The organism is Bacillus cereus group sp. BfR-BA-01441 (assembly GCF_022663075.1).
GTDB lineage: Bacteria > Bacillota > Bacilli > Bacillales > Bacillaceae_G > Bacillus_A > Bacillus_A cereus.
Genome location: NZ_JAKUEU010000078.1, coordinates 1 through 23,995, shown reverse-complemented (window position 1 = coordinate 23,995; position 23,995 = coordinate 1). Strand labels below are relative to the sequence as shown.

Here is a 23,995-nt window from a genome sequence, read left to right as displayed (position 1 = left end):
GTTTTAGGAGTTTCCTTGTATGACAAGGAGGAATGTTATTGTCAATCTTTGTCGTTAAATCGATATCCTTTATTGAATCGTTGATATATTGCAAGTTGTGATAGATATATTTGAAAAATCGTTGATATATTGCAAGTTGTGATAGATATATTCGAAAAACCGTTAATATAATTTCATTTACCGATATCTATATATGGTTCACCGAAAACAAACAGGGATGTCACTCAGTTAAAAAAGTGACATCCCTGTTTTTAATTCTCTGCAGAATAAATAATATCTAAATTCCCATTTTGATCGGTTTTGAAAATTGGGGCAATTTGCTCTTCTTGCTCTTCGACTGAAACAAGTTTTCGAGCACGATCCATAATTCGAACAAGCATCGCGTAATCTTCTTCGATTGCTTGTTGTTTTTTTGTGAGTACCGCTAATTTCGTTTCAAGTTCATGATTCGTTTTTTGCAGAGAAGTGAGCTGAGCTTGTAATACATCATTTTCCGTTTGCAACTTTGCGAGTGAAGGGTTATTATGCTCCAAGTTTTGCAAAAATGAGATGACATTTTGCATCGTAAGATCTTGTTTACTTGGCGTAATATCTTCTGAAAAATCGGCGTCAATTACGAGTTGTTTCGTTTTCGTGAACCGATCTTTTTCTATATTAGCTTCAGAACGTTTTAATTCTTTACGTTGTTTTTTTGCAAGCTGCACCGCATCTTCGTAATTCGGTCTTACTTCAGCATTCCATCTAAAGCCGCAAGCTGCTGAAGTCCGGTTCAACGCATCGCCAACTTCATCAAATGCTTTTATTTGTGTACTTCCGCTGCGAATATGTCGTAAAACAGTTTCTGCTAAAAGGAGATCATCTTCTTTTGTCCATGCATCTTGACATGTTTTCATAAGCGAAGCCTCCATAATGGTGACGTTTTCGTTTATGTTACCCTTTATTTTTCGTTTTATTCGAAGTTTGTAATCTTTCATAAACAGTAGAAAGTGCTTGCTCAAATTTTCCTGTCGTTTTCGGTTTATAATATTGCTTGCTTTTTATTTTATCAGGTAAGTATTGTTGCCTTACCCAGCCGTTTGGATGGTCGTGCGGATATAAATATCCAATGCCTCTTCCAAGTGATTCTGCGCCTTTGTAATGACTATCTTTTAAATGGCTTGGAATGTCACCTGTTTGGCCGTTGCGTAAATCGTGTAATGCAGCATCAAGTGCTTTATAAGCTGAATTTGATTTTGGTGATAAGCATAGCTCGATAACGGCATTTGCAAGTGGGATGCGTGCTTCTGGGAATCCAACTCGTTCAGCTGATTCAATTGCAGCTAGTGTACGTGGTCCAGCTTGTGGGCTAGCAAGTCCAATATCTTCATAAGCCATAATAAGAAGGCGTCTGCCAATGCTTTGTAAATCACCTGCTTCAATAAGGCGTGCTAAATAATGGAGTGCTGCATTTACATCACTTCCGCGCACTGATTTTTGGAATGCTGATAATACGTCATAATGAGCATCGCCGCCTTTATCGTGGACGAAGCTCTTCTTTTGTAAGCATTCTTCTGCAATCTCGAGTGTGATTTCAGCCGCTTGATCGTCTGTAGTAAAGCTAGATAATACAGCAAGCTCAAGTGCGTTATAAGCGGAACGCATATCACCACCAGAGGCATTTGCAAAGTGATGTAGTGCTTCATCTGTTACCGTTACTGCATATTCTCCAAGCCCTTTTTCTTTATCTTCTAAAGCTCTTTTTAACCCAATTAAAATATCTTCTTCTGTTAGTGCGTGTAATTCGAAAATTTGACACCTGCTTCGAATAGCGGAGTTTATTGCATGGAATGGATTACTTGTCGTAGCACCAATTAAAGTAAGAAGTCCGCTTTCTAAGTGAGGTAATAGAAAGTCTTGCTTTGCTTTATCTAGACGGTGAACTTCATCTAAAATTAAAACGAGATGTCGATGCATCTTCGCTTCTTGTACGACAACTTCCATATCTTTTTTATTGTGAGTAACAGCGTTCAATAGACGAAACGGGGTACCGGTACTTCCTGCAATTGCACTGGCAATGGATGTTTTTCCTGTACCTGGAGGACCGTATAAAATCATAGATTGAAAATGATTGGCTTGGACCATTCGCCATAAAATCTTTCCTTCACCAACTAAATGTTGTTGCCCAATAATTTCTTGAATATTTGTAGGGCGCATTCGATGTGCGAGTGGTTGTTTCATTTGGACCGTCTCCCTTAATATATAATCTCGTTCTATCGTATCATTTTTTTCTACGGAATTTGAAATAGGATGCTGTTTTATGGGGAAAATGAAGATTAATATTTTCATTTTTCTTTCAATTGTAATAATTTCCGAGTTTTTCAATGTGATTTTATGTTATCATTTTGATACACAAGTTGAAATTTCTTATAATACTATATTATGCTATAATTTCATAGGATTTTAAATTGTGTTCTTTTTATAAATAAGATATAACCAATAGAAGTGAAAATTTGAAAAGAGGTGCAAAATAGATGAAGATTTCAACAAAAGGCCGCTATGGCTTAACAATTATGATTGATCTTGCAAAAAAGTTTGGTGAAGGTCCGATTTCATTAAAATCAATTGCGCAGGCGCATGACTTATCCGAGCATTACTTAGAGCAATTAATTTCACCACTTCGTAACGCTCGTCTTGTAAAGAGTACGCGCGGGGCATACGGCGGATATGTATTATCTGATCAACCGGCTAACATTACAGCTGGGGATGTAATCCGTGTATTAGAGGGACCGATTAGTGTTGTAGAAATGATAGAAGAAGAAGAGCCAGCACAGCGCCAGTTATGGATGCGTGTTCGTGATGCGGTGCAAGAAGTGTTAGATAGTACAACGTTAGAAGATTTAGTACGTTATGAGGAAGAAAATCACGGGGGCTATATGTTTTACATTTAATTCCTTGTGAAACGATTTGGAAAGAAGGAGATTTAATGGAACGCATTTACTTAGATCATGCTGCGACATCTCCGACTCACCCAGAAGTGGTCGAAAAGATGATTCCATATATGACAGAAATATTCGGGAACCCGTCTAGTATTCACTTTTATGGACGTCAAACTCGCCATGCAGTAGATGAGGCGAGACGAGTGTGTGCACGCAGCATTCATGCGAATCCGAATGAAATTATATTTACGAGCGGTGGTACAGAAGCTGATAATTTAGCGCTTATCGGTGTAGCACGTGCGAACCGTCATAAAGGTAACCACATAATAACGACGCAAATTGAACATCATGCGATTTTGCATACGTGCGAATTGTTAGAGCGTGAAGGGTTTGAAGTGACATATTTACCTGTCGATGAAACAGGGCTTATTCAAGTTTCTGACATACAAAAGGCATTAACAGAAGAGACGATTCTTGTATCTGTTATGTTTGGGAATAATGAAGTAGGGACAATGCAACCAATTGTGGAAATAGGAAAGTTGCTAAAAGATCATCAAGCTTATTTCCATACAGATGCGGTACAAGCTTACGGTTTAGTAGAAATTAATGTGAAAGAGTTTGGAATTGATTTATTATCAATTTCAGCTCATAAAATTAATGGGCCAAAAGGTGTAGGGTTCTTATACGCTGGTGCAAATGTGAAATTTGAACCGTTATTAATAGGCGGAGAGCAAGAAAGAAAACGCCGTGCTGGTACGGAAAATGTGCCTAGTATTGCTGGGCTTCAGCATGCAATTCTTATAGCTGAAAAAACTCGTGAGCAAAAAAATGCCCAATATGAAGAGTTTAAAGATATAATGGTATCTGTCTTCAAAAATGAAGGCATTACTTTCGAGGTAAACGGAAACTTAGAACATCGCTTACCGCATGTACTTAATGTAAGTTTTACAGGAATGAACATTGAACCATTTCTTGTGAACTTAGACCTTGCTGGCATTGCAGTATCAAGCGGTTCTGCTTGTACAGCTGGTTCGATTGATCCATCACATGTATTAGTAGCGATGTTTGGAAAAGACTCCGATCAAATACGTTCATCCGTACGCTTTAGTTTTGGACTTGGAAATACGAAAGAGCAAATTGAAAAAGCGGCGTACGAAACAGTGAAAATCGTGAAGCGATTAACACAAAATTAGCATGGGAGGTGACATGATGAACAAACTACCTCACGAAACACGCGTTGTCATCGGAATGTCCGGTGGCGTCGATTCATCTGTAGCAGCACTTTTATTAAAAGAGCAAGGTTATGATGTAATCGGAATTTTTATGAAAAACTGGGATGATACAGATGAGAATGGTGTCTGCACAGCAACAGAAGATTACAATGATGTAATTGAAGTGTGTAACCAAATTGGTATTCCGTATTATGCAGTAAACTTTGAAAAACAATACTGGGATAAAGTATTTACGTACTTCTTAGATGAGTATCGAGCTGGTCGTACACCAAACCCAGATGTAATGTGTAATAAAGAAATTAAATTTAAAGCATTTTTAGAGCATGCAATTGCGCTTGGTGCGGATTATGTGGCAACAGGCCATTATGCACGCGTTGCTTATATGGACGGCGAATATAAAATGCTTCGCGGCGTTGATGACAATAAAGATCAAACATATTTCTTAAATCAATTAAGCCAAGAGCAATTATCAAAAACAATGTTCCCGTTAGGTGAATTAAAGAAACCGCAAATTCGTGAAATGGCGAAAGAAGCTGGCTTAGCGACAGCGGCGAAAAAAGATAGTACAGGTATTTGCTTCATTGGTGAGCGTAACTTTAAAGATTTCTTAAGTAACTACTTACCGGCACAACCAGGTGTAATGCAAACATTATCTGGTGAAGTGAAAGGGAAGCATGACGGTTTAATGTATTATACAATTGGACAACGTCATGGCCTTGGAATTGGTGGTAATGGTGATCCATGGTTTGCTGTTGGGAAAAATCTAAAAGAAAACATTTTATATGTTGATCAAGGATTCCATAACGAACTTCTATATGGTGATGAAGTTATTGCTACGAATGTAGGATGGGTAAGTAACAAAGAAAAAGAAACAGAATTTAAGTGCACGGCGAAATTCCGTTATCGTCAAGAAGACAATAAAGTAACGGTTCAAATCGTTGATGAAAATACAGTTCGTATTCTTTGTGATGAGCCAATTCGTGCAATTACACCAGGACAAGCAGTCGTTTTCTATGATGGAGATGAGTGCTTAGGCGGTGCTACAATTGATGAAGTATACCGTAGTGGTAAGAAATTGGATTATTTAGGATAAACGAGAAGCCTCTGCCGATTAGCGGTTAGAGGTTTCTTTTACATAAAGCGAATTTTCGTTCGCTTGGAAAATACATTCTTTGTTATAATTTGTTGTAGAGGTGAAGGACATGTCAAACAAACTTGAAACAGGTATTCAATATATGCAAGAAGGAAACTGGGAAGAAGCAGCTAAAAATTTTACAGAAGCAATCGAAGAAAATCCGAAAGATGCGCTTGGATACATTAATTTTGCAAATTTATTAGATGTATTAGGTGATAGCGAGCGAGCGATTTTATTTTATAAACGCGCACTAGAGTTAGATGATAAATCTGCAGCTGCCTATTATGGTTTAGGAAATGTATATTATGGCCAAGAGCAATTTACTGAGGCGAAAGCTGTATTTGAACAAGCAATGCAAGCTGGATTACAATCAGCTGATGTAACATTTATGTTAGGTATCACACATGTACAGCTTGGAAATGATCGTCTTGCACTACCATTCTTACAAAGAGCAACAGAATTAGATGAAAACGATGTAGAAGCTGTATTCCAGTGCGGACTTTGCTTCGCGCGATTAGAACATGTTCAAGAGGCGAAACCTTATTTTGAAAAGGTATTAGAAATGGATGAAGAGCATGCAGATGCGTATTACAATTTAGGTGTTGCGTACGTATTTGAGGAAAATAATGAGAAGGCTCTCGCTTTATTTAAGAAAGCAACTGAAATTCAGCCAGATCACTTTTTAGCGGGTAATGGCGTTCGTTTATTAGAGCAAGAAGCTGAATAAGATAAAAATATAGTTTAATGGGTAGTTATCCCTCATCTAAAAAGGTGGGGGATGTACTGCTCATTAAAGTGAAAATATCGGAAAGGAGAGGAAAGATGGGAAATCAACATGCAATGGATTTGTTTGAGGAAGAGAAAAAGTTTATAAAAGCGCAAGTTCTTCATACCATTTTCCACAACGAAGAAAACCTCTATTCCGTTGTCAGTATGAAAGTCATTGAAACGAATGAAACGTATGACGAAAAGAAAGTAATGATAAACGGTCATTTTCCCCGCATGCATGAAGATGAAGTGTTTACATTGACTGGTCATTTTAAGGACCATCCAAAGTATGGAAAACAATATATGGTTGAAACATTTAAAAAAGAATTGCCGCAAACAAAAGCAGGTATGGTGCAATATTTAGCGAGTGATTTATTTAAAGGGATAGGAAAGCGTACAGCTGAAAAAATTGTGGACCATCTCGGAGAACATGCTATTTCTAAAATTATGGATGACCCTGAGGCATTAAATGGTGTTGTTAATAAACAAAAGGCTCAGGAAATATATGAGACAATTGTTGAACATCAAGGATTAGAGAAAGTAATGAGCTTTTTAAATGGCTACGGTTTTGGAACGAAACTTTCTATTAAGATTTACCAGCAATATAAAGAGATGACATTAGAAGTGATTCGTAATAATCCGTATCAACTTATTGAAGAAGTGGACGGGATTGGTTTTGGAAGAGCGGATGATATAGGGCGTGCGTTAGGGATATCGGGTAATCATGACGACCGTGTACGAGCGGGATGTTTTTACACATTAGAGAATGTCTCATTACAACTTGGTCATGTTTATATGAGGAAAGATCAACTTGTAAGAGAAACGATGTCACTTTTAAACAATCAAGAAGGAAGAGTGACTGAGGAAGATATTATAGGTTGTATTGAAACGATGCAAAGTGAAGGGAAAGTCATCATAGAAGAAGAACGAGTGTATTTAGCGACGTTATTCTACTCTGAAAAAGGTGTTGTAAAGTCTATTCGCAGGCTTATGAATCAAGAAGAAACACCTTCATTTCCAGAAGCGGAAGTGTTAAAAACGTTAGGTGAAATTGAAGAACAACTGAACGTACAATATGCACCGTTTCAGCAAGAAGCAATTCAAACGGCACTTCATAAACCGATGATGTTATTAACAGGTGGACCAGGAACAGGGAAAACAACAGTTATTAAAGGGATTGTTGAAATGTATGCGTCACTTCACGGATTATCGTTAAATCCGAATGAATACAGTGATGATAATCCATTTCCAATACTATTAACAGCTCCAACAGGAAGAGCAGCGAAGCGGATGAGTGAATCGACAGGACTTCCAGCTTGCACAATTCACCGTTTACTTGGTTGGACGCCAGAAGGATCTTTCCAGCGTAATGAAACGGATCCTGTCCAAGGTAAGCTCCTTATTATCGATGAATTTTCAATGGTTGATATTTGGCTTGCAAATCAGCTATTTAAGTCGTTGCCGACGAATATTCAAGTTATCGTTGTAGGTGATGAAGATCAGTTGCCATCTGTAGGACCTGGACAAGTATTAAAAGATTTATTAAATGCAGGCGCAGTTCCGACAGTGAAGCTTACTGAAATTTATCGTCAAGCGGAAGGCTCATCAGTGATTCAACTTGCCCATGCGATAAAAAATGGAACTCTACCACCAGATTTAGCGCAAAACAAAAAAGATCGTTCGTTTATCAGCTGTACAGGGGCTCAAATTGTTGAGGTTGTGAAAAAAGTTTGCGAAAATGCTAAAACAAAAGGCTTTAGTGCAAGGGATGTTCAAGTATTAGCACCGATGTACCGCGGGCCTGCTGGTATTAATGTATTAAACGAAGCGCTGCAACAAGTATTTAATCCGAAGAGGGAAAAGAGTAAAGAAATTGCTTACGGTGATGTTGTGTACCGAAGAGGTGATAAAGTACTGCAACTCGTGAATCAGCCGGAGAGCCAAGTGTTTAATGGTGATATTGGGGAAATTGTTTCGGTGTTTTATGCAAAAGAAAACGTTGAGCAACAAGATATGATTATCGTTTCATTTGATGGAATTGAGGTAACGTATACGAAGCCCGATTTAAATCAAATTACGCATGCATATTGTTGTTCCATTCATAAATCACAAGGTAGTGAATTTCCGATTGTTATTATGCCAATCGTGAAAAGTTACAACCGTATGTTACGTCGTAATTTAATTTACACGGGTATTACAAGAAGTAAGAAGTTCCTTATTATTTGCGGGGAGGAAGCAGCTTTCCAATCTGGTGTAAATCGCCTTGATGATGCAATGCGTCAAACAACTTTAGCTAGTCGCTTGCAAGAATCACAAGGAGAAGTACAGATGGTCACAGTTAATGGCGAGGAAATGGACGTGGAAAACATTTCACCGTATGATTTCATGTAACAAGGTGAAATTATATAGTGAAACTTTCAAACGCATAGCGTTGAAAGGCTCCAGTAATGTATAAATGAATGCAGTTTGGACATAATGGCGAATAGAATCTGGGAGACTGTAAGGAGATGAAAGCCATATGTTCATTTGTCCAAATTGCAAAGGGAAAGACATTGGAAAAATAGGTGTCAACCAATTTTATTGCTGGAATTGTTATATCGAATTATCGGTTTCAAAGGGGAAAATCCATACACATCAAGTTGAGGAAGACGGTTCATTAAGCTCTCTTGATGATTTATTTGATGAGAATGAAAGAACGATCGGATAACGAAAAGGGGGATTTACTTTGAATCTACGCAATTCATTAATCGCATTAGGTGTTGGAGCTGCAGCATATCAATATGCTCGTAAACAAGATGTATTTTCAAAACGCAATATGAAAAAAGCACGTAAGATGATTAAGTCTTACTTATAATCATTTCGATAAATTGAAAAACTCCCTTGTAGACAAGGGAGTTTTTTTATGCACCCATATGCAAATAAAAAAGTCCGATCTCTGAGAAAAGATAAGATAGACCGTAGCAGCCAACGCCAAGTATTCCATACTGCCATAATTGCTTCGCTTTTTCTTTACGTGAGGAATGAATAAAGAACCCCTTCCAAATACCGAACCCGATACAAATCCATTCAAGAATCATAAAAAGTGCTGATAATCCAAGCATAAACAAAACCATAATTAGCCCTCCTGATTATATTAATTCATGCTGTATTCTCAGGGGTGGTTGTCCTTGTTATGTTATTTATATGTACGTCTTTAAAAAACAGTATGGTCCGTATGAAAAGATTTTAAAAGTTTCGCACATAACCTACCCCATTTATTTTCAAAATAAAGGTGGAGGAGGTTTTTCATGTGAAGAATCTTAAAATCATTTGGATATATCGTTTAGGATTATTGTTACTTGTTTTTCTTTGTCTGCTCGTCTTTTTAAAAATTAAGCCGCTATGGGCACCGATTATTTTTGTATTTAAAGTAGCAATCACGCCGTTTCTTATCGCGTGTTTTATTGCCTATTTATTGCACCCTTTAATTGAAAAAATTCATAAGGAAGGGATGCCCCGTACACTTGCCATTTTGCTCATTTATATCCTTTTCTTTGGCGGAATTGGTTATGGGATTTATAAAGGAACACCAGTCGTTATTAAACAGTTACAAGAGATTAATGAACAATTTCCCCAGTTTACAAAGATGTACGATTCGTGGATGGATGGCGTTACAGAACAAACAGCGAATTTCCCTTCGTTCATTCATGAAAAGGTGAAACAACTTTTTGTGGGTGTGGAAACGAAGATTCAAGCGCTTTTAAATAAAGTGATGAGTACAGCTCGTGGTGTACTCGATTCATTGCTCATTATTTTCTTAATACCGTTCATTGTATTTTACATATTAAAAGATTATGGTGAGTTTTATCATATCTTTTGGAAACTAGTCCCAAGTAAATGGCGAGGTACGGGGCAAATGCTTGCGAAAGAAATTGATAAGTCACTTGGAAGCTATATTCGAGGACAGTTATTTGTTTGTTTAGTATTAGGGGGAGTATCAGCTCTTTCTTTTTGGTTTATCGGTATGAAATATCCATTATTGCTTGGCATTATTATTGGGGTAACGGATATAATCCCATACTTCGGTCCTATTTTAGGAGCGATCCCGACGTTAATGATTGCAGCAACAGTATCAACGAGTTTACTTATTAAGGCGGGGATCACGATTGCGATTTTGCAATTTGTGGAGAGTAACATTTTATCGCCTTACATCGTTGGTAAGTCACTTCGTATGCATCCCGTTATTATTATGCTTGCCTTACTAGTTGGGGGAGAGGTAGCTGGGATTGTAGGATTGCTAATATCGGTTCCGATTTTAGCAGTTATTCGCACTGTCATTGTTCATGTGAGACCGCTCTTGAAAAAAGAAGATGTGTAAGTATAGAAGCCCTCTATGTAAGAAATAGAGGGCTAATCATATATTTATTTAGAAAGTTGCTCGTGTATTTTTTGAATGAGGGAGCTCACATCATTTGTTTGAATATGTTTTATTTTTTTCCATTCGTTATCATACATAAATATAATTTGATTGTTGAAAAGACGCTTTTGTTCTTTTAGATTAGAAATTTTTGCGAAAGAGTACTCTTCAAATATTGGATCCTTACTTACATCTGGCCCATAAAAGAATAGTCTTTTGCTCGTTAAAATTAGCAATCCTGGCCTTGCGACGGAACGATAAATAAATATGTCTAATGAACATGCTGCGTAAAATAATATCGTTTCGTCAGTCGCTAATATGTTTTTAGCTTTGCTAAGTAAGGTTGTCATTGTGATCGCTCCTTTATTTTATTAACAATAATTTAATTATAGCAAAAAAAGTAATATTTAGAAATTTTTATAAATCATTCTTATAAGGAGATTCCGATTTGTTAATAAACGCATAATATATGAAAAGGCTGTTAAGAATGAATAGTAGAATACCTATGATTAATAAGCAATTAATACAATATAAATGATTATCTACATTGACAAACTTAAGAGAATTCTATTATATTTAGTCATATAATACATTAAATCAATGACGGAACAAGTACGTTACAGTCCATTTATAGAGAGAAGCTTCCATATGGCTGAAAGAAGCTTTAAATGAAGGGTAACAGAAAGCTAATCCTGAGAGCAGCTAATCACTGCCGTCTTGCCACGTTACGGCACCATGAGGTGATGAATTGATTGTTATTGTAATCAATTCATAATTAGGGTGGTATCGCGAGTTAACTCTCGTCCCTTTTATAGGGACGGGAGTTTTTTATATTTAAGGAGGAAAATACAATGAAACAACTAACAGGCGCACAAATTCGTCAAATGTTTTTAGACTTTTTCCAAGAAAAAGGACATGCAGTAGAACCTAGTGCATCACTAGTTCCACATGAAGATCCATCTCTTCTGTGGATTAATAGTGGTGTAGCTACATTAAAAAAATATTTTGATGGACGTGTAATCCCACAAAATCCACGTATTACAAATGCTCAAAAATCAATTCGTACAAACGATATTGAAAACGTAGGGAAAACAGCTCGTCACCATACATTCTTTGAAATGTTAGGAAACTTCTCAATTGGTGATTACTTCAAAGAAGAAGCAATTACATGGGCTTGGGAATTCTTAACGAGCGACAAATGGATCGGATTCGATAAAGAATTACTATCAGTTACAATCCATCCAGAAGATGAAGAAGCATTCACAATTTGGAATGAGAAAATGGGCGTTCCAAAAGAGCGTATTATCCGCTTAGAAGAAAACTTCTGGGATATCGGTGAAGGGCCAAGTGGACCGAATACAGAGATTTTCTATGACCGCGGAGAAGCTTACGGTAATGACTTTAGTGACCCAGAATTATATCCAGGCGGAGAAAACGAGCGTTACTTAGAAGTATGGAACCTTGTATTCTCTCAATTTAACCATAATCCAGACGGTTCATATACACCACTTCCTAAGAAAAACATTGATACAGGGATGGGTCTAGAGCGTATGACATCTATCGTTCAAGATGTACCTACGAACTTTGATACAGACCTATTCATGCCGATGATTGGTGCAACAGAAACAATTTCTGGTGAAAAATATCGTAATGGCGATTTAGAAAAAGATATGGCATTCAAAGTAATTGCTGACCATATCCGTACAGTAACATTCGCTGTTGGTGACGGTGCTCTTCCATCTAACGAAGGCCGTGGTTATGTATTACGTCGTTTATTACGCCGCGCTGTTCGTTATTCGAAGAAATTAAACATCAACCGTCCATTTATGTTTGAATTAGTACCGGTTGTTGGAGAAGTAATGAAAGACTTCTATCCAGAAGTACTTGAAAAGAAAGATTTCATTGCGAAAGTTGTGAAGAACGAAGAAGAGCGTTTCCATGAAACACTTCATGATGGTGAAGCGATTTTAGCTGAAGTAATTGCAAAAGCAAAAGAAGAAAAAACAACTGTTATTTCTGGAGTAGATGCGTTCCGTCTATATGACACATACGGTTTCCCAATTGAATTAACAGAAGAATATGCAGAAGAAGCTGGCATGACAGTTGATCATGAAGGTTTTGAAAATGAAATGGAAAAACAACGTGAGCGTGCACGTGCTGCTCGTCAAGACGTTGATTCTATGCAAGTTCAAGGTGGTGTCCTTGGAGAAATTAAAGTAGCGAGCGAATTCGTTGGTTACGGTACAGTTGCAACAGAAAGTAACGTTGTTGCACTTGTGAAAAACGGCGAATACACAGACAGCTTACAAGCTGGTGAAGAAGGACAGTTAATTCTTGATGTAACACCATTCTATGCTGAGAGTGGTGGACAAATTGCAGACCGTGGTTACCTTCTTGCAGATGGTGTGAAAGTTCTTGTAAAAGACGTACAAAAAGCACCAAACGGCCAAAACTTGCATAAAGTTGTTGTTGAAGAAGGTACATTAACGAAAGATGCGGCTGTAAAAGCTATTATCGATACGAAAAACCGTAGTAGCGTTGTAAAAAATCATACAGCAACTCACTTACTACACCAAGCATTAAAAGACGTACTTGGAACACACGTTAACCAAGCAGGTTCTCTTGTAACTTCTGAACGTCTACGTTTTGACTTCTCTCACTTCGGTCAAGTACAAGCTGACGAATTAGAAAAAATTGAGCGTATGGTAAACGAAAAAATTTGGGAAAGTATTGATGTTGAGATTTCTCAAAAAGCAATCGAAGAAGCGAAAGAAATGGGCGCAATGGCATTATTCGGTGAAAAATACGGAGATGTTGTACGCGTTGTACAAGTTGGCGATTACAGCTTAGAGCTTTGTGGTGGTTGTCACGTTGATAATACAGCTTCTATCGGTATTTTCAAAATCGTTGCTGAGTCTGGTATTGGTGCAGGAACTCGTCGTATTGAAGCAGTAACTGGTAAGTCTGCATACGAATTAATGAACGATCAAGTAGGTTTATTAAAAGAAGCAGCAGGAAAAATGAAAACAAATCCGAAAGATATTTTAACAAGAGTTGATGGTCTATTTGCTGAAGTGAAACAACTGCAAAAAGAAAATGAATCTCTTGCTGCGAAATTAAGCAATATCGAAGCTGGAAACTTAACTGATTCTGTAATGACAGTTGATGGTGTGAATGTATTAGCAGCGAAAGTAAATGTTGCAGATATGAACAACTTACGTACGATGATGGATGATCTGAAAAATAAATTAGAGTCAGCAGTTGTTGTATTAGCGTCTGTTAATGACGATAAAGTAAACATCCTAGCAGGTGTAACGAAAGACTTAATTAGCCAAGGTTACCATGCTGGTAAACTTGTGAAAGAAGTAGCTTCTCGTTGCGGCGGTGGCGGTGGTGGCCGTCCTGATATGGCACAAGCAGGCGGTAAAAACCCAGCTCAAGTCGAAGAAGCTTTAGCATTTGTACAAGAGTACGTTAAATCTGTTTCAAAATAAAGAGATAGTAGTGTACAATGGTAGGGAGAGGAGAAGTTCTTCTCCCTATACTTACTATATAAGTGAGGTGCTTGAAATGGACGGTTTTGATAAAACAATGAAGTTTAGCATTCAAGATGAAAAACAGAGTGTCCATGTAAATGATGTACTTTTAACTGTGTATGATGCACTTCAAGAAAAAGGCTATAATCCGATTAACCAAATCGTCGGTTATTTATTAAGTGGAGACCCAGCATACATACCTCGCCATAAAGATGCACGTAGCATCATTCGCAAGCTTGAACGTGATGAGTTAATTGAAGAGCTTGTGAAGTCTTACTTGAAACATCATCGTGAGGAGTAGTTTATGCGGATATTAGGTTTAGATGTAGGTACAAAAACAGTCGGAGTTGCAATTAGCGACGAGATGGGCTGGACAGCACAAGGATTAGAAACAATTAAGATTAACGAAGAACGAGGTCACTTTGGTTTTGATCGTATTTCTGAGTTAGTAAAGCAGTACAATGTGGACAAAATAGTAGTAGGTTTACCTAAAAATATGAATGGTACAATTGGCCCACGTGGTGAAGCGTGCCAACAATTTGCAGAAAACCTACGAGAGCTGTTACAATTAGACGTTGTAATGTGGGACGAGCGTTTGTCAACAATGGCAGCGGAACGTCTACTCATTTCAGCTGATGTAAGTCGTAAGAAGCGAAAACAAGTAATCGATAAGATGGCTGCAGTCGTAATCTTACAAGGATTTTTAGATAGAAAATAAGAGGTGACCAAAATGGAAGAACGTCAAATTACAATTGTAGACGAAAAAGGTAACGAACATTTATGTGAAATTATTTTCACTTTTGATGCTGACAAATTTGGTAAAAAATCATACGTAATCTTCTCTCCAATCGGTGAAGTAGATGAAGATGGAGACCCAATTTATGATGCAATGGCTTATGAGCAAAATGAAGAAGAGGGCGGAGTTTTACTTCCAATCGAATCAGAAGAAGAGTGGGAAATGGTACAAGAAACGTTTAACACTATTGCTGATGAGCAAGAAGCTGAATAATAAGTACTGAAAAGATGGACGACATACAGTCCATCTTTTTTTGTATTTATATGTAAAATGAAAGATTTTTTGTCGAAACTGTGTAAGTCTTTGTAGTATAATGAGACGGATTGTAGAAAAATAAAGTATCAATTAAAAAAGATAAGTGAATTTGTTGCGTTTTTACATCGTGCTGTATAGAAAGGTGTACATACGGTCTACAATTAAGTAAGGAGGAAATGTTTTGATAGAGAATCAAGTGAAAAAGAAGCGTAGACGCATCTTTTTATTTTCGATTATTGCACTGCTTTTAGTTTGTGGTTCAGTCTATGCGTATATTTCATCCGCATTAGGACCAGTTGATAGCGGGAATAAAAAAGAGATTGAAGTAGAAATTCCGAAAGGATCATCTACAAGTAAAATTGGAGAAATTTTAGAAGAAAAAGGCGCTGTAAAAAACGGTACAGTTTTTAGTTTTTATACAAAGGCTAAATCGAAAAGTTTACAAGCAGGTACATATTTATTAAATCCTTCAATGAATGCTGAAGATGTGATCGAACAAATGTCATCTGGCAACGTGCATCGTCCAGCTCTTTATAAAGTGACGATTAAAGAAGGGGCGCAAGTAACTGAAATTGCAGAAACGATTGCGACAGAACTAAAGTGGAATAAAGATGATGTTACGCGTCAATTAAACGATAAAGCATTTATTCAAAAAATGCAGCAAAAGTATCCGAAGTTATTAACAGATAAAATCTTTGATAGTAATATTAAATACCCATTAGAAGGTTATTTATATCCTGCAACGTATTCGTTTTATAAGAAAGATACGACGTTAGAAGAAATTGTAATTCCAATGCTTGAGAAAACAAATGCAATCATTGTTCAAAATGAGGCGAAAATGAAAGCGAAGAATTGGGATGTTCATCAGCTTTTAACATTATCTTCACTTATTGAAGAAGAGGCAACTGGTTTTACAGATCGTCAAAAGATCTCTAGTGTCTTTTATAATCGTTTAACAAAAGGTATGCCACTTCAAACGGATCCAACGGTATTATATGCACTTGGAAAGCATAAACAACGTGTATTATACGAAGATTTAAAGGTCAACTCACCGTATAATACGTATGTTGTAAAAGGATTGCCGGTAGGGCCGATCGCAAACTCTGGTAAACATTCAGTGGAAGCTGCGTTAGAACCTGCGCAAACAGATTATTATTATTTCTTAGCTGCACCAAGTGGTGAAGTGTATTATGCGAAAACATTAGAAGAGCATAATGCATTAAAGCAAAAATACATTACGAAAAAACAGTGAAATGGGGAGGGATAGCGAAAAAAGTCGCACATCCCTCTTTTTTGTGGTAAAATATATCGGGTTAAAAACTGGCAGAAGAATCGTTTTTAATATCAAAACGGGACGTACAAGCTAAGGGTAAAGCTGGCTTGTATTTTTATTGCATTCTATGTGTGAAAAGACGTCATAGAGGCACTTCTCCATGTAAATAAGGAGGACCATTTATGGAGGATGCAGTTAACGAGTACCTATTATCATTTATTGATCCGAAAGATAAATTAATTCTTGAAATGGAAGAATATGCAACAGAAAATCATGTGCCGATTATGGATCGACTGGGAATGGAATTTATGCTGCAATTTTTACGTTTAATTGGACCGAAAAGCATTTTAGAACTTGGAACAGCAATCGGTTATTCTAGTATTCGTATGATGCAAGCTATTCCAAATTCACGTATTGTGACAGTTGAGCGCAATCGTGAGCGATATGAAAAAGCACTTGAATATATAGAACGTTCCCCAGTAACAGATCGTATTTCAGTTATTTACGGTGATGCGTTAGAGACAGGTGAACAAGTAAAAGAACACGGGACATTTGACGTTATTTTTATTGATGCAGCAAAAGGACAGTATCGTCGCTTTTTTGACTTATATGAACCGTTATTAAATCCTGGTGGAGTAATTATTTCAGATAATGTTATGTACCACGGTCTTGTAACGACAAAAGAGAAAATTGAAAACAGACGTACACGTGGTTTAATCCGTCGTATTAAGACGTACAATGAGTGGCTTATGAATCATGAAGGATATGATACAACGATTTTCCCAATTGGTGATGGAGTAGCTGTTAGTAAAAAGAGAGGGTGACCAAGGTATGAAGAAACCTGAATTGTTAGTAACGCCAAGAGCGGTGGCGGATATCGAACCTCTTGCGAAAGCAGGAGCAGATGCGGTAATGATCGGTGAGCAAAAGTTTGGTTTACGTTTAGCAGGGGAGTTTTCACGTGAAGATGTAAAACAAACTGTGAAGATTGCACATGAAAATGGTGTGAAAGTATACGTAGCCATGAACGCTATGTTCCACAACGATAAAGTAGAAGAATTAACAGATTACGTTTCATTTTTAAACGAAGTAAATGTAGATGCAATTGTTTTCGGAGATCCAGCGGTATTAATGGCTGTTCGCGAAGTAGCACCAAATATGCAGTTGCACTGGAATACAGAAACGACAGCAACAAACTGGTTCACTTGTAACTACTGGGGACAAAGAGGAGCGAAGCGCGCTGTATTAGCTCGTGAGCTGAGCTTAGATGAAATTGTTGATTTAAAAGAAAATGCTGAAGTGGAACTAGAAGTACAAATTCACGGTATGACTTGTATGTTCCAATCGAAGCGTTCATTAGTAGGAAACTACTTTGAGTATCAAGGACGTAATCTTGACATTGAAAAGAAAAAATATGAAGAGAATATGTTCTTATATGACCCAGAGCGTAACAATAAATATCCAATTTATGAAGATGAAAATGGTACTCACATTATGAGTCCGAACGATATTTGTTTCATCGATGAATTAGAGGAACTAATCGAAGCTGAAGTTGATAGCTTAAAAATCGACGGTGTACTAAAAAGCTCTGAATACATTATTGAAGTAACGAAGAAATATCGTCAAGCGATTGATTTATGCGTAGAAGATCGTGATGCATATTATGACGTGAAAGATGATCTATATAAAGAAATAGAAGAAATGCAACCAGTAAATCGTCCGTTAGATACAGGATTCTTCTTTAAAGAAACGGTTTACTAAACGAGGAGGGTGTAGGAAATGACTGTACAAGAAATTTCACGAGTGATCGATGGCAAACGTGTTATTGTGAAGAAACCTGAACTGTTAATCCCTGCGGGTAACTTAGAAAAATTAAAAGTAGCTATCCATTACGGGGCAGATGCTGTATATTTAGGTGGACAAGAATTTGGTCTTCGTTCGAATGCAGGTAACTTTACGCTAGAAGAAATGGCAGAAGGCGTTGAGTTTGCAAAGAAGTATGGAGCAAAAATATACGTAACAACAAATATCTTTGCACATAATGAAAATATGGACGGGCTAGAGGAATATTTAAAAGGGATTGAAAAAGCTGGCGTAACGGGAATTATCGTTGCTGATCCGCTTATCATTGAGACTTGTAAACGCGTAGCGCCTTCTGTTGAGGTGCATTTAAGCACACAGCAATCACTATCCAACTGGAAAGCAGCACAGTATTGGAAAGAAGAAGGTTTACATCGTCTTGTATTAGCTCGTGAAGCAAGCTATGAAGAAATGAAAGAAATTAAAGAAAAAGTGGATATTGAAATTGAAGCATTCGTACATGGTGCAATGTGTATCGCATATTCAGGAAGATGCACATTAAGTAACCATATGACAGCGCGTGATTCTAATCGTGGTGGTTGTTGCCAATCTTGCCGCTGGGATTATGATTTAGTTCAAACAGTATCACAACATAAAGATGCAAAAGAGCTTCCTCTATTCCAAGAAGGAGATGCTCACTTTGCGATGAGTCCAAAAGATTTAAATTTAATTTTATCAATTCCGAAAATGATTGAAATCGGAATCGATAGCTTAAAGGTAGAAGGACGTATGAAATCAATCCATTACGTAGCGACTGTAGCAACTGTATATCGTAAAGTAATTGATGCTTATTGTGCGGATCCAGATAACTTTGAGTTTAAACAAGAATGGTTAGATGAGCTTGATAAATGTGCAAATCGTGATACAGCTCCTGCATTCTTTGAAGGGGTTCCAGGACATCAAGAGCAAATGTTTGGAAATCATAGTAAGAAAACAACGTATGATTTTGCTGGTTTAGTGTTAGATTATAATGAAGAAACGGGCATCGTAACGATTGAGCAACGTAATCATTTCAAACCAGGACATGAAGTGGAGTTCTTTGGACCAGAAATAGAAAACTTTACGCAAACGGTGGAGAAAATTTGGGATGAGGATGGAAACGAATTAGATGCAGCGAGACATCCGTTGCAAATCGTGAAATTCAAAGTGGATCAACGAGTGTATGTGAATAATATGATGCGCAAAAGCATACTTCAATAAGAAAGAGTGATAGTCGAATGGGGACGAATAAGCCTGTTGTAATTGGAATTGCTGGTGGTTCGGGATCAGGTAAAACGAGTGTAACGAAAGCGATTTTTGACCATTTTAAAGGTCATTCTATTTTAATCTTAGAGCAAGATTATTATTACAAAGATCAAAGCCATTTACCAATGGAAGAGCGTTTAAAAACAAATTATGATCATCCGCTTGCGTTTGATAATGATCTGTTAATTGAACATTTGCAGCAGTTGCTTGCATATGAGCAAATTGATAAGCCTGTATATGACTATACATTGCATACGCGTTCAGAAGAAATTATTCCAGTTGAGCCGAAAGATGTAATTATTTTAGAAGGAATTCTTATTTTAGAAGACCCACGTCTTTGCGAGTTAATGGACATTAAATTATTCGTTGATACGGATGCTGACCTTCGTATTCTGCGTCGCATGCAGCGTGATATTAAAGAGCGCGGTCGTACGATGGATTCAGTTATTGATCAGTACGTAAATGTTGTACGTCCAATGCACAATCAATTTATTGAGCCTTCTAAGAAATTTGCGGATATTATTATCCCTGAAGGTGGACAAAACCACGTTGCAATTGATATTATGGTGACAAAAATTGCAACAATTCTTGAACAAAAAGTAAATTTGTAATAGCATAGTAAAAGATATACGGTAGGAAGGGATTTTTTCCCTTCCTATCGAATACAATGAAACATGCAACCTCATCTATATATAGGTGAGGGCATATTTATATCAACTTTCCATACATATCTTCTTTATATAAAGAAGAATTGGAAATACGGGGTTGTATGTGACAACTCCGCTAGTGCAAGGGTACTAGAAACCTCCGCTAACAATGGAAGCGGAGGAGTTTTCATATGGAACTCCTCTTTTTTTCGGGGGATTGGTATATAAAAGGAGTGGAAAATATGTCAACAGAAAAAACATACCCTATGACGCAAGAGGGTAAGCAAAAACTAGAGAACGAACTTGAGCAATTAAAAACAGTAAGACGTAAAGAAGTAGTAGAACGTATTAAAATCGCACGTAGCTTCGGGGACCTTTCTGAGAACTCTGAGTACGATGCAGCGAAAGATGAGCAAGCGTTCGTAGAAGGACGTATTACACAATTAGAAAATATGATTCGTAACGCAGTTATCATTAAAGATAATGGCGAAGTATCTACTGTTGTTACATTAGGTAAAACAGTAACATTTAAAGAATTACCAAATGGAGATGAAGAAGCGTACACAATCGTAGGTAGCGCGGAAGCTGACCCATTTGAAGGAAGAATTTCTAACGATTCTCCAATCGCAAAAAGCTTATTAGGTAAGCAAATTGGTGAGAAAGTAACAATCCAAACACCAGGCGGAGAAATGCAAGTAGAGATTGTCTCTGTAAAATAAAAAAAAGATTCTCCTATCGGGAGAATCTTTTTTTTTATCCCGCTATTTGCCAGGCAGTAAGACCACTATCTCAAACTTCAGCGGAAGTAAAGAAGTTAGGTGGGCGTCGGACTGCTCGTAAACGCCCGCTTGGTGAGGGCTAATTAAAGTTTCACTTTATCTGTAGAATAGAAAAAATTGTGTAAACCTTAGAGTGATTCGACAAAAAATGTCAAAAAAACATTTTAAACTTTGATATCATAATTGGAGAATATAGGTTTCAAAAGGGAAAAGGGGCTAATTATGAAACATAAAATCTTTACAGGATTGGTTTGTAGTATCTCTATATTAGGACTTGCTGCCTGCGGAACGAAAGAGGAAACTACATCATCAAAGGGAGAAAAAGTGAAGCAAGAAGAAAAACAGGATATTAAAGCAACTGAGAGTTCAAAAGCCATAGCAAATCCACGAGATAAAAAGGAATTCAATGATTTTGATGTAGCGTATCAATTAGCTATTGTGATGAAAATATTTCAAGATGTAACGATTAAGTACGATTATGCGATTGGGAATCCAGATTATTTATTGCGAGATTCGATGGATCAAAAAACAATAGATGATATGAAGAATATGTTACAAGAACAGGCGAAAAATAATGATAAAATTTTAAAAGATGAAGTGAATCAAGCATATACATATTTAAAACAATCGAAAGTAAGTAATAAAGATGACGTTCAAAAAATAATAGATGCACAAAATAATTATTTACATATTGTAGATAAGATGATTACTTGTATTGATTCTGTAACAGTTGAGAATGCAAAAGAAAAAAGAAATGAAATGGATAATTTCAGTAAGGACTATTTAAAAGTAGCGGCTAATGTAACAACTACTGTAATTGAAGTTGCTAAAAACACTGGAGTGAATGAAACTGAATTTAAATCGCTTCTTACGAAATTTTTAGAGAAGCCAAAAAAACAATAATAGCTTTATATAATATCTATTTTTGTCTTGGAGCTTGTATAAATAAAATAGTACCTCGTCTAAACTACAATAGACGAGGTGTTTTTTATGAAAATAAAACGGAGAATTACAATTGTTTTAATTTGTTTTATGAGCGTTATGTTTTTATTGCTTTGTCGTTTAATCCAAATTCAAATTATAGATACAGAATCATTTACTGATCGCAAAATAAATTTAATTGAAAAAAGTGTTACGCAACGCACACAATCCATTACAGTAGACGATGGACGTGGGCAGTTTATAGATCGTAATGGTAAAGAAATAGGTGAGGAAAAATATCCTGTTTTAATTATTTTTCCATTTTTACAAATAAAAAATGACATGTTAGAGAAAATCGCGCATATCATTGGTGTGTCGAGACAAGAGATTAGAAGACAAATGAAAAATAACAAAAATGCATTTACCCTACAAGGAGAAACTGCTCCATTTCGAGTGACACGAGAGCAGATGGAGAAGGTAAATGAATTACATGTATTAGGTATTGTAGCAGCTGAAGTGCGATTAAAACAAACTGGAGAGATAAGTCATTTAATTGGTGATGTAGGGGAGAACGAAAGGGAATTTCAAAAGCGATATGGAGAATTGAAAAAAATTTCAAAACAAACGCCGATAGGTATTTCAGGATTACAGCAATCATTTGATGAATTTCTATTGACTGATGGAGAGGCAAAAGTATTATATCAAGTAGATCGGCAAGGAGAACCAATTTTCGGAAAGCAAGCGAAATACACTTCACCAGGAAATCCATTTTATCCAGTTAGGATTCAAACTACTTTACATAAAGAGTTGCAGCAAAAAGCAGAAGAAGTGATTGAAGCAAACGAAATAAAGAAGGGGGGATTAGTATTACTTGATGTAAAGACAAATGAAATATTAGCGATGGTTAGTAAGCCGTCTTTACAAGTAAGGGATGAGAATTTATATAAAACTACACTTGAAAATCAAATGTTAACGCCACATTTTCCAGGCTCGGTTTTTAAAACAGTAGTTGCAGCTGCAGTCATTGATCAAAAAGTAAATTTGTTTAATCGGACATTTAACTGTAATAAAGATTTATATGGTGAAAACGACCCGCAAGTTAGGATGGGTACGCTTAACTTTAAAGAGAGCTTTGCTAGGAGCTGTAACAGGACATTTTCCGAGTTAGGTAACGAGCTATTACAAAAGGATAGGACGGTGTTAGAAACATACGTAGCAGCTCTAGGAGCAAATGAAAAGGTTGGATGGAAAGGTTCTGTATTTCATACACCTCATTTTGAGCAAATGTCAGAAGAGAAAGGCACTACTATTTGGGGGAATGAAGAAAATAAAAGTAATAAAAAAGCGGTAGAACAAACAGCGATTGGACAGAAAGATGTACGTATATCACCTCTAGCAATTGCCAATATGATGGCGACGATTGCGAGGAATGGAGAAAAGATGGAAGTGAAAGCTGTTGAAAAAATAGTATATAAAAATGGAGCGGATTTTTTTACATTTGAGAGCCATACGTTAAATGGAAAACAGCTTTCGTATGAAACAGTGAAAACATTACAAGAGTTATTAAGAGGCGTTGTAACAAGGGAGAAAGGAACAGGAACGGCATTCCGTTCGTTGCCACTAAGTGTCGCTGGAAAATCCGGGACAGCGCAAACGGGGAAAGGGACGAGGGTGAATCGCTGGTTTGCAGGTTATTTTCCGTATGAGAATCCAAGATATGCTTTAGTTGTTGTTGATCTAGAGACTGATAGCAAAGTGAATAAAGTTACACCTATTTTTAAAGATATGGTGGGAGCAATCTATCAATTGGAGAATGAAAAGTAATCTTGCAATTTATAGTGAAATGTCTTCATTTCATGAAAATATCATTGTAAATGTTCAACCTTTCTAGATTTAATGTTACAATAGCAATTAGGAAAAACTGCATGGAGGTTTGGAGAATGGCAGGAGGATCAAGATTCCAACAGAAACAACAAAAACGTCGTCAAAACGGTGTTTTAAATATTGCAATCGCTATTGTATTACTATTAGTAGCTATTGTAGCATATCAATTGTTCGTTCCTAGTACGAAAGAGCAAGCATCTTCTACTGATAAGAAAGTCTCTCAACAAACAACAAAGAATGAGAAAGCTGGAAAATCAGAAGATAAAGAATCTGCTAAGAAAAAAGAAAAAGAACAAGAGCAAGCAGAAGCTAAGAAAAAAGCTGAAGAAGAGAAGCTAAAGGCTGAAGAAGAA

At 36.8% G+C, this 23,995-nt stretch carries 24 protein-coding genes, 1 pseudogene and 1 other annotated feature; of the genes and pseudogenes, 21 read left to right on the top strand and 4 right to left on the bottom strand.

All coding sequences use genetic code 11. The annotated features are described in order from the left end of the window. Positions 1-251: 251 nt before the first annotated feature. Together MR107_RS24035 and MR107_RS24030 are read right to left on the bottom strand one after the other, a co-directional pair. The gene (locus MR107_RS24035; RefSeq protein ID WP_242292808.1) at positions 252-893 is read right to left on the bottom strand and encodes an RsfA family transcriptional regulator; all 642 of its coding nucleotides are present in this window, start codon (positions 891-893) and stop codon (positions 252-254) included. A 37-nt stretch (positions 894-930) separates the two neighbouring features. Then, positions 931-2,217 carry a replication-associated recombination protein A gene (locus tag MR107_RS24030; protein ID WP_000812943.1) on the bottom strand — a complete coding sequence of 429 codons (1,287 nt, stop codon included), beginning with the start codon at positions 2,215-2,217 and terminating at the stop codon, positions 931-933. 293 nt (positions 2,218-2,510) lie between these two features. Between MR107_RS24030 and cymR the strand changes: the two genes are divergently transcribed. The 7 genes from cymR (at position 2,511) to MR107_RS23995 (ending at position 8,904) form a co-directional block, all read left to right on the top strand. Further along, positions 2,511-2,927: a cysteine metabolism transcriptional regulator CymR gene (gene cymR / locus MR107_RS24025; RefSeq protein ID WP_000704116.1), complete on the top strand. Its 417-nt coding sequence runs from the start codon at positions 2,511-2,513 to the stop codon at positions 2,925-2,927. Between the two features lie 35 nt (positions 2,928-2,962). After that, positions 2,963-4,108 carry a cysteine desulfurase family protein gene (locus tag MR107_RS24020; protein ID WP_000439881.1) on the top strand — a complete coding sequence of 382 codons (1,146 nt, stop codon included), beginning with the start codon at positions 2,963-2,965 and terminating at the stop codon, positions 4,106-4,108. A 16-nt stretch (positions 4,109-4,124) separates the two neighbouring features. Further along, positions 4,125-5,240 carry a tRNA 2-thiouridine(34) synthase MnmA gene (gene mnmA, locus MR107_RS24015; RefSeq protein ID WP_001038010.1) on the top strand — a complete coding sequence of 372 codons (1,116 nt, stop codon included), beginning with the start codon at positions 4,125-4,127 and terminating at the stop codon, positions 5,238-5,240. 109 nt (positions 5,241-5,349) lie between these two features. Further along, complete coding sequence (locus tag MR107_RS24010; protein ID WP_000066409.1) at positions 5,350-6,009, top strand: tetratricopeptide repeat protein; 660 nt, start codon at positions 5,350-5,352, stop codon at positions 6,007-6,009. 95 nt (positions 6,010-6,104) lie between these two features. Next, on the top strand, positions 6,105-8,441 hold the full coding sequence (gene recD2 / locus MR107_RS24005; protein ID WP_000528082.1) for an SF1B family DNA helicase RecD2: 2,337 nt from the start codon (positions 6,105-6,107) through the stop codon (positions 8,439-8,441). Positions 8,442-8,568: 127 nt separating this feature from the next. After that, positions 8,569-8,757, top strand: coding sequence for a hypothetical protein (locus MR107_RS24000; protein ID WP_000469281.1), 189 nt, complete (start codon positions 8,569-8,571; stop codon positions 8,755-8,757). Between the two features lie 18 nt (positions 8,758-8,775). Then, positions 8,776-8,904 (top strand): YrzQ family protein, encoded by a 129-nt coding sequence (locus MR107_RS23995; protein WP_001053553.1) that lies wholly within the window; start codon positions 8,776-8,778, stop codon positions 8,902-8,904. A 46-nt stretch (positions 8,905-8,950) separates the two neighbouring features. Here MR107_RS23995 and MR107_RS23990 read toward each other — a convergent pair whose 3' ends face one another. Beyond that, the gene (locus MR107_RS23990; RefSeq protein ID WP_000242535.1) at positions 8,951-9,163 is read right to left on the bottom strand and encodes a hypothetical protein; all 213 of its coding nucleotides are present in this window, start codon (positions 9,161-9,163) and stop codon (positions 8,951-8,953) included. Positions 9,164-9,339: 176 nt separating this feature from the next. Here MR107_RS23990 and MR107_RS23985 point away from each other — a divergent pair, with 176 nt between their 5' ends. After that, positions 9,340-10,407, top strand: coding sequence for an AI-2E family transporter (locus MR107_RS23985; protein ID WP_000793128.1), 1,068 nt, complete (start codon positions 9,340-9,342; stop codon positions 10,405-10,407). Between the two features lie 44 nt (positions 10,408-10,451). On the opposite strand, the gene MR107_RS23980 is transcribed toward MR107_RS23985, so the two are convergent. Continuing rightward, positions 10,452-10,796 (bottom strand): PH domain-containing protein, encoded by a 345-nt coding sequence (locus MR107_RS23980; RefSeq protein WP_242292807.1) that lies wholly within the window; start codon positions 10,794-10,796, stop codon positions 10,452-10,454. Between the two features lie 241 nt (positions 10,797-11,037). Beyond that, positions 11,038-11,257, top strand: a binding site (T-box leader). A 40-nt stretch (positions 11,258-11,297) separates the two neighbouring features. Here MR107_RS23980 and alaS point away from each other — a divergent pair. The 13 genes and pseudogenes from alaS to MR107_RS23915 form a co-directional block, all read left to right on the top strand. Further along, positions 11,298-13,940 (top strand): alanine--tRNA ligase, encoded by a 2,643-nt coding sequence (gene alaS, locus MR107_RS23975; RefSeq protein WP_000811825.1) that lies wholly within the window; start codon positions 11,298-11,300, stop codon positions 13,938-13,940. A 76-nt stretch (positions 13,941-14,016) separates the two neighbouring features. Then, the gene (locus tag MR107_RS23970; protein WP_000348590.1) at positions 14,017-14,283 is read left to right on the top strand and encodes an IreB family regulatory phosphoprotein; all 267 of its coding nucleotides are present in this window, start codon (positions 14,017-14,019) and stop codon (positions 14,281-14,283) included. Between the two features lie 3 nt (positions 14,284-14,286). Then, positions 14,287-14,700 (top strand): Holliday junction resolvase RuvX, encoded by a 414-nt coding sequence (gene ruvX, locus MR107_RS23965; RefSeq protein WP_001221192.1) that lies wholly within the window; start codon positions 14,287-14,289, stop codon positions 14,698-14,700. Between the two features lie 12 nt (positions 14,701-14,712). Beyond that, positions 14,713-14,991 carry a DUF1292 domain-containing protein gene (locus MR107_RS23960; protein ID WP_000392730.1) on the top strand — a complete coding sequence of 93 codons (279 nt, stop codon included), beginning with the start codon at positions 14,713-14,715 and terminating at the stop codon, positions 14,989-14,991. A 223-nt stretch (positions 14,992-15,214) separates the two neighbouring features. Further along, entirely contained in the window at positions 15,215-16,285 is a 1,071-nt protein-coding gene (mltG, locus tag MR107_RS23955; RefSeq protein WP_000572139.1) for an endolytic transglycosylase MltG, read from the top strand. Between the two features lie 203 nt (positions 16,286-16,488). Beyond that, entirely contained in the window at positions 16,489-17,130 is a 642-nt protein-coding gene (locus MR107_RS23950) for an O-methyltransferase (protein WP_000389102.1), read from the top strand. Positions 17,131-17,137: 7 nt separating this feature from the next. Further along, positions 17,138-18,067 carry a peptidase U32 family protein gene (locus MR107_RS23945; RefSeq protein ID WP_000742801.1) on the top strand — a complete coding sequence of 310 codons (930 nt, stop codon included), beginning with the start codon at positions 17,138-17,140 and terminating at the stop codon, positions 18,065-18,067. A gap of 18 nt (positions 18,068-18,085) precedes the next feature. Further along, positions 18,086-19,366 (top strand): peptidase U32 family protein, encoded by a 1,281-nt coding sequence (locus MR107_RS23940; RefSeq protein ID WP_000217974.1) that lies wholly within the window; start codon positions 18,086-18,088, stop codon positions 19,364-19,366. A gap of 17 nt (positions 19,367-19,383) precedes the next feature. Next, positions 19,384-20,022: a uridine kinase gene (gene udk, locus MR107_RS23935; RefSeq protein ID WP_000537078.1), complete on the top strand. Its 639-nt coding sequence runs from the start codon at positions 19,384-19,386 to the stop codon at positions 20,020-20,022. Positions 20,023-20,300: 278 nt separating this feature from the next. Further along, positions 20,301-20,777, top strand: coding sequence for a transcription elongation factor GreA (greA, locus tag MR107_RS23930; RefSeq protein ID WP_014894880.1), 477 nt, complete (start codon positions 20,301-20,303; stop codon positions 20,775-20,777). 282 nt (positions 20,778-21,059) lie between these two features. Then, on the top strand, positions 21,060-21,740 hold the full coding sequence (locus MR107_RS23925; RefSeq protein WP_242292806.1) for a hypothetical protein: 681 nt from the start codon (positions 21,060-21,062) through the stop codon (positions 21,738-21,740). Positions 21,741-21,827: 87 nt separating this feature from the next. Further along, the gene (locus MR107_RS23920; RefSeq protein ID WP_000695149.1) at positions 21,828-23,582 is read left to right on the top strand and encodes a peptidoglycan D,D-transpeptidase FtsI family protein; all 1,755 of its coding nucleotides are present in this window, start codon (positions 21,828-21,830) and stop codon (positions 23,580-23,582) included. A 116-nt stretch (positions 23,583-23,698) separates the two neighbouring features. Continuing rightward, positions 23,699-23,995: pseudogene (locus MR107_RS23915) on the top strand (YrrS family protein); the annotation flags it as partial.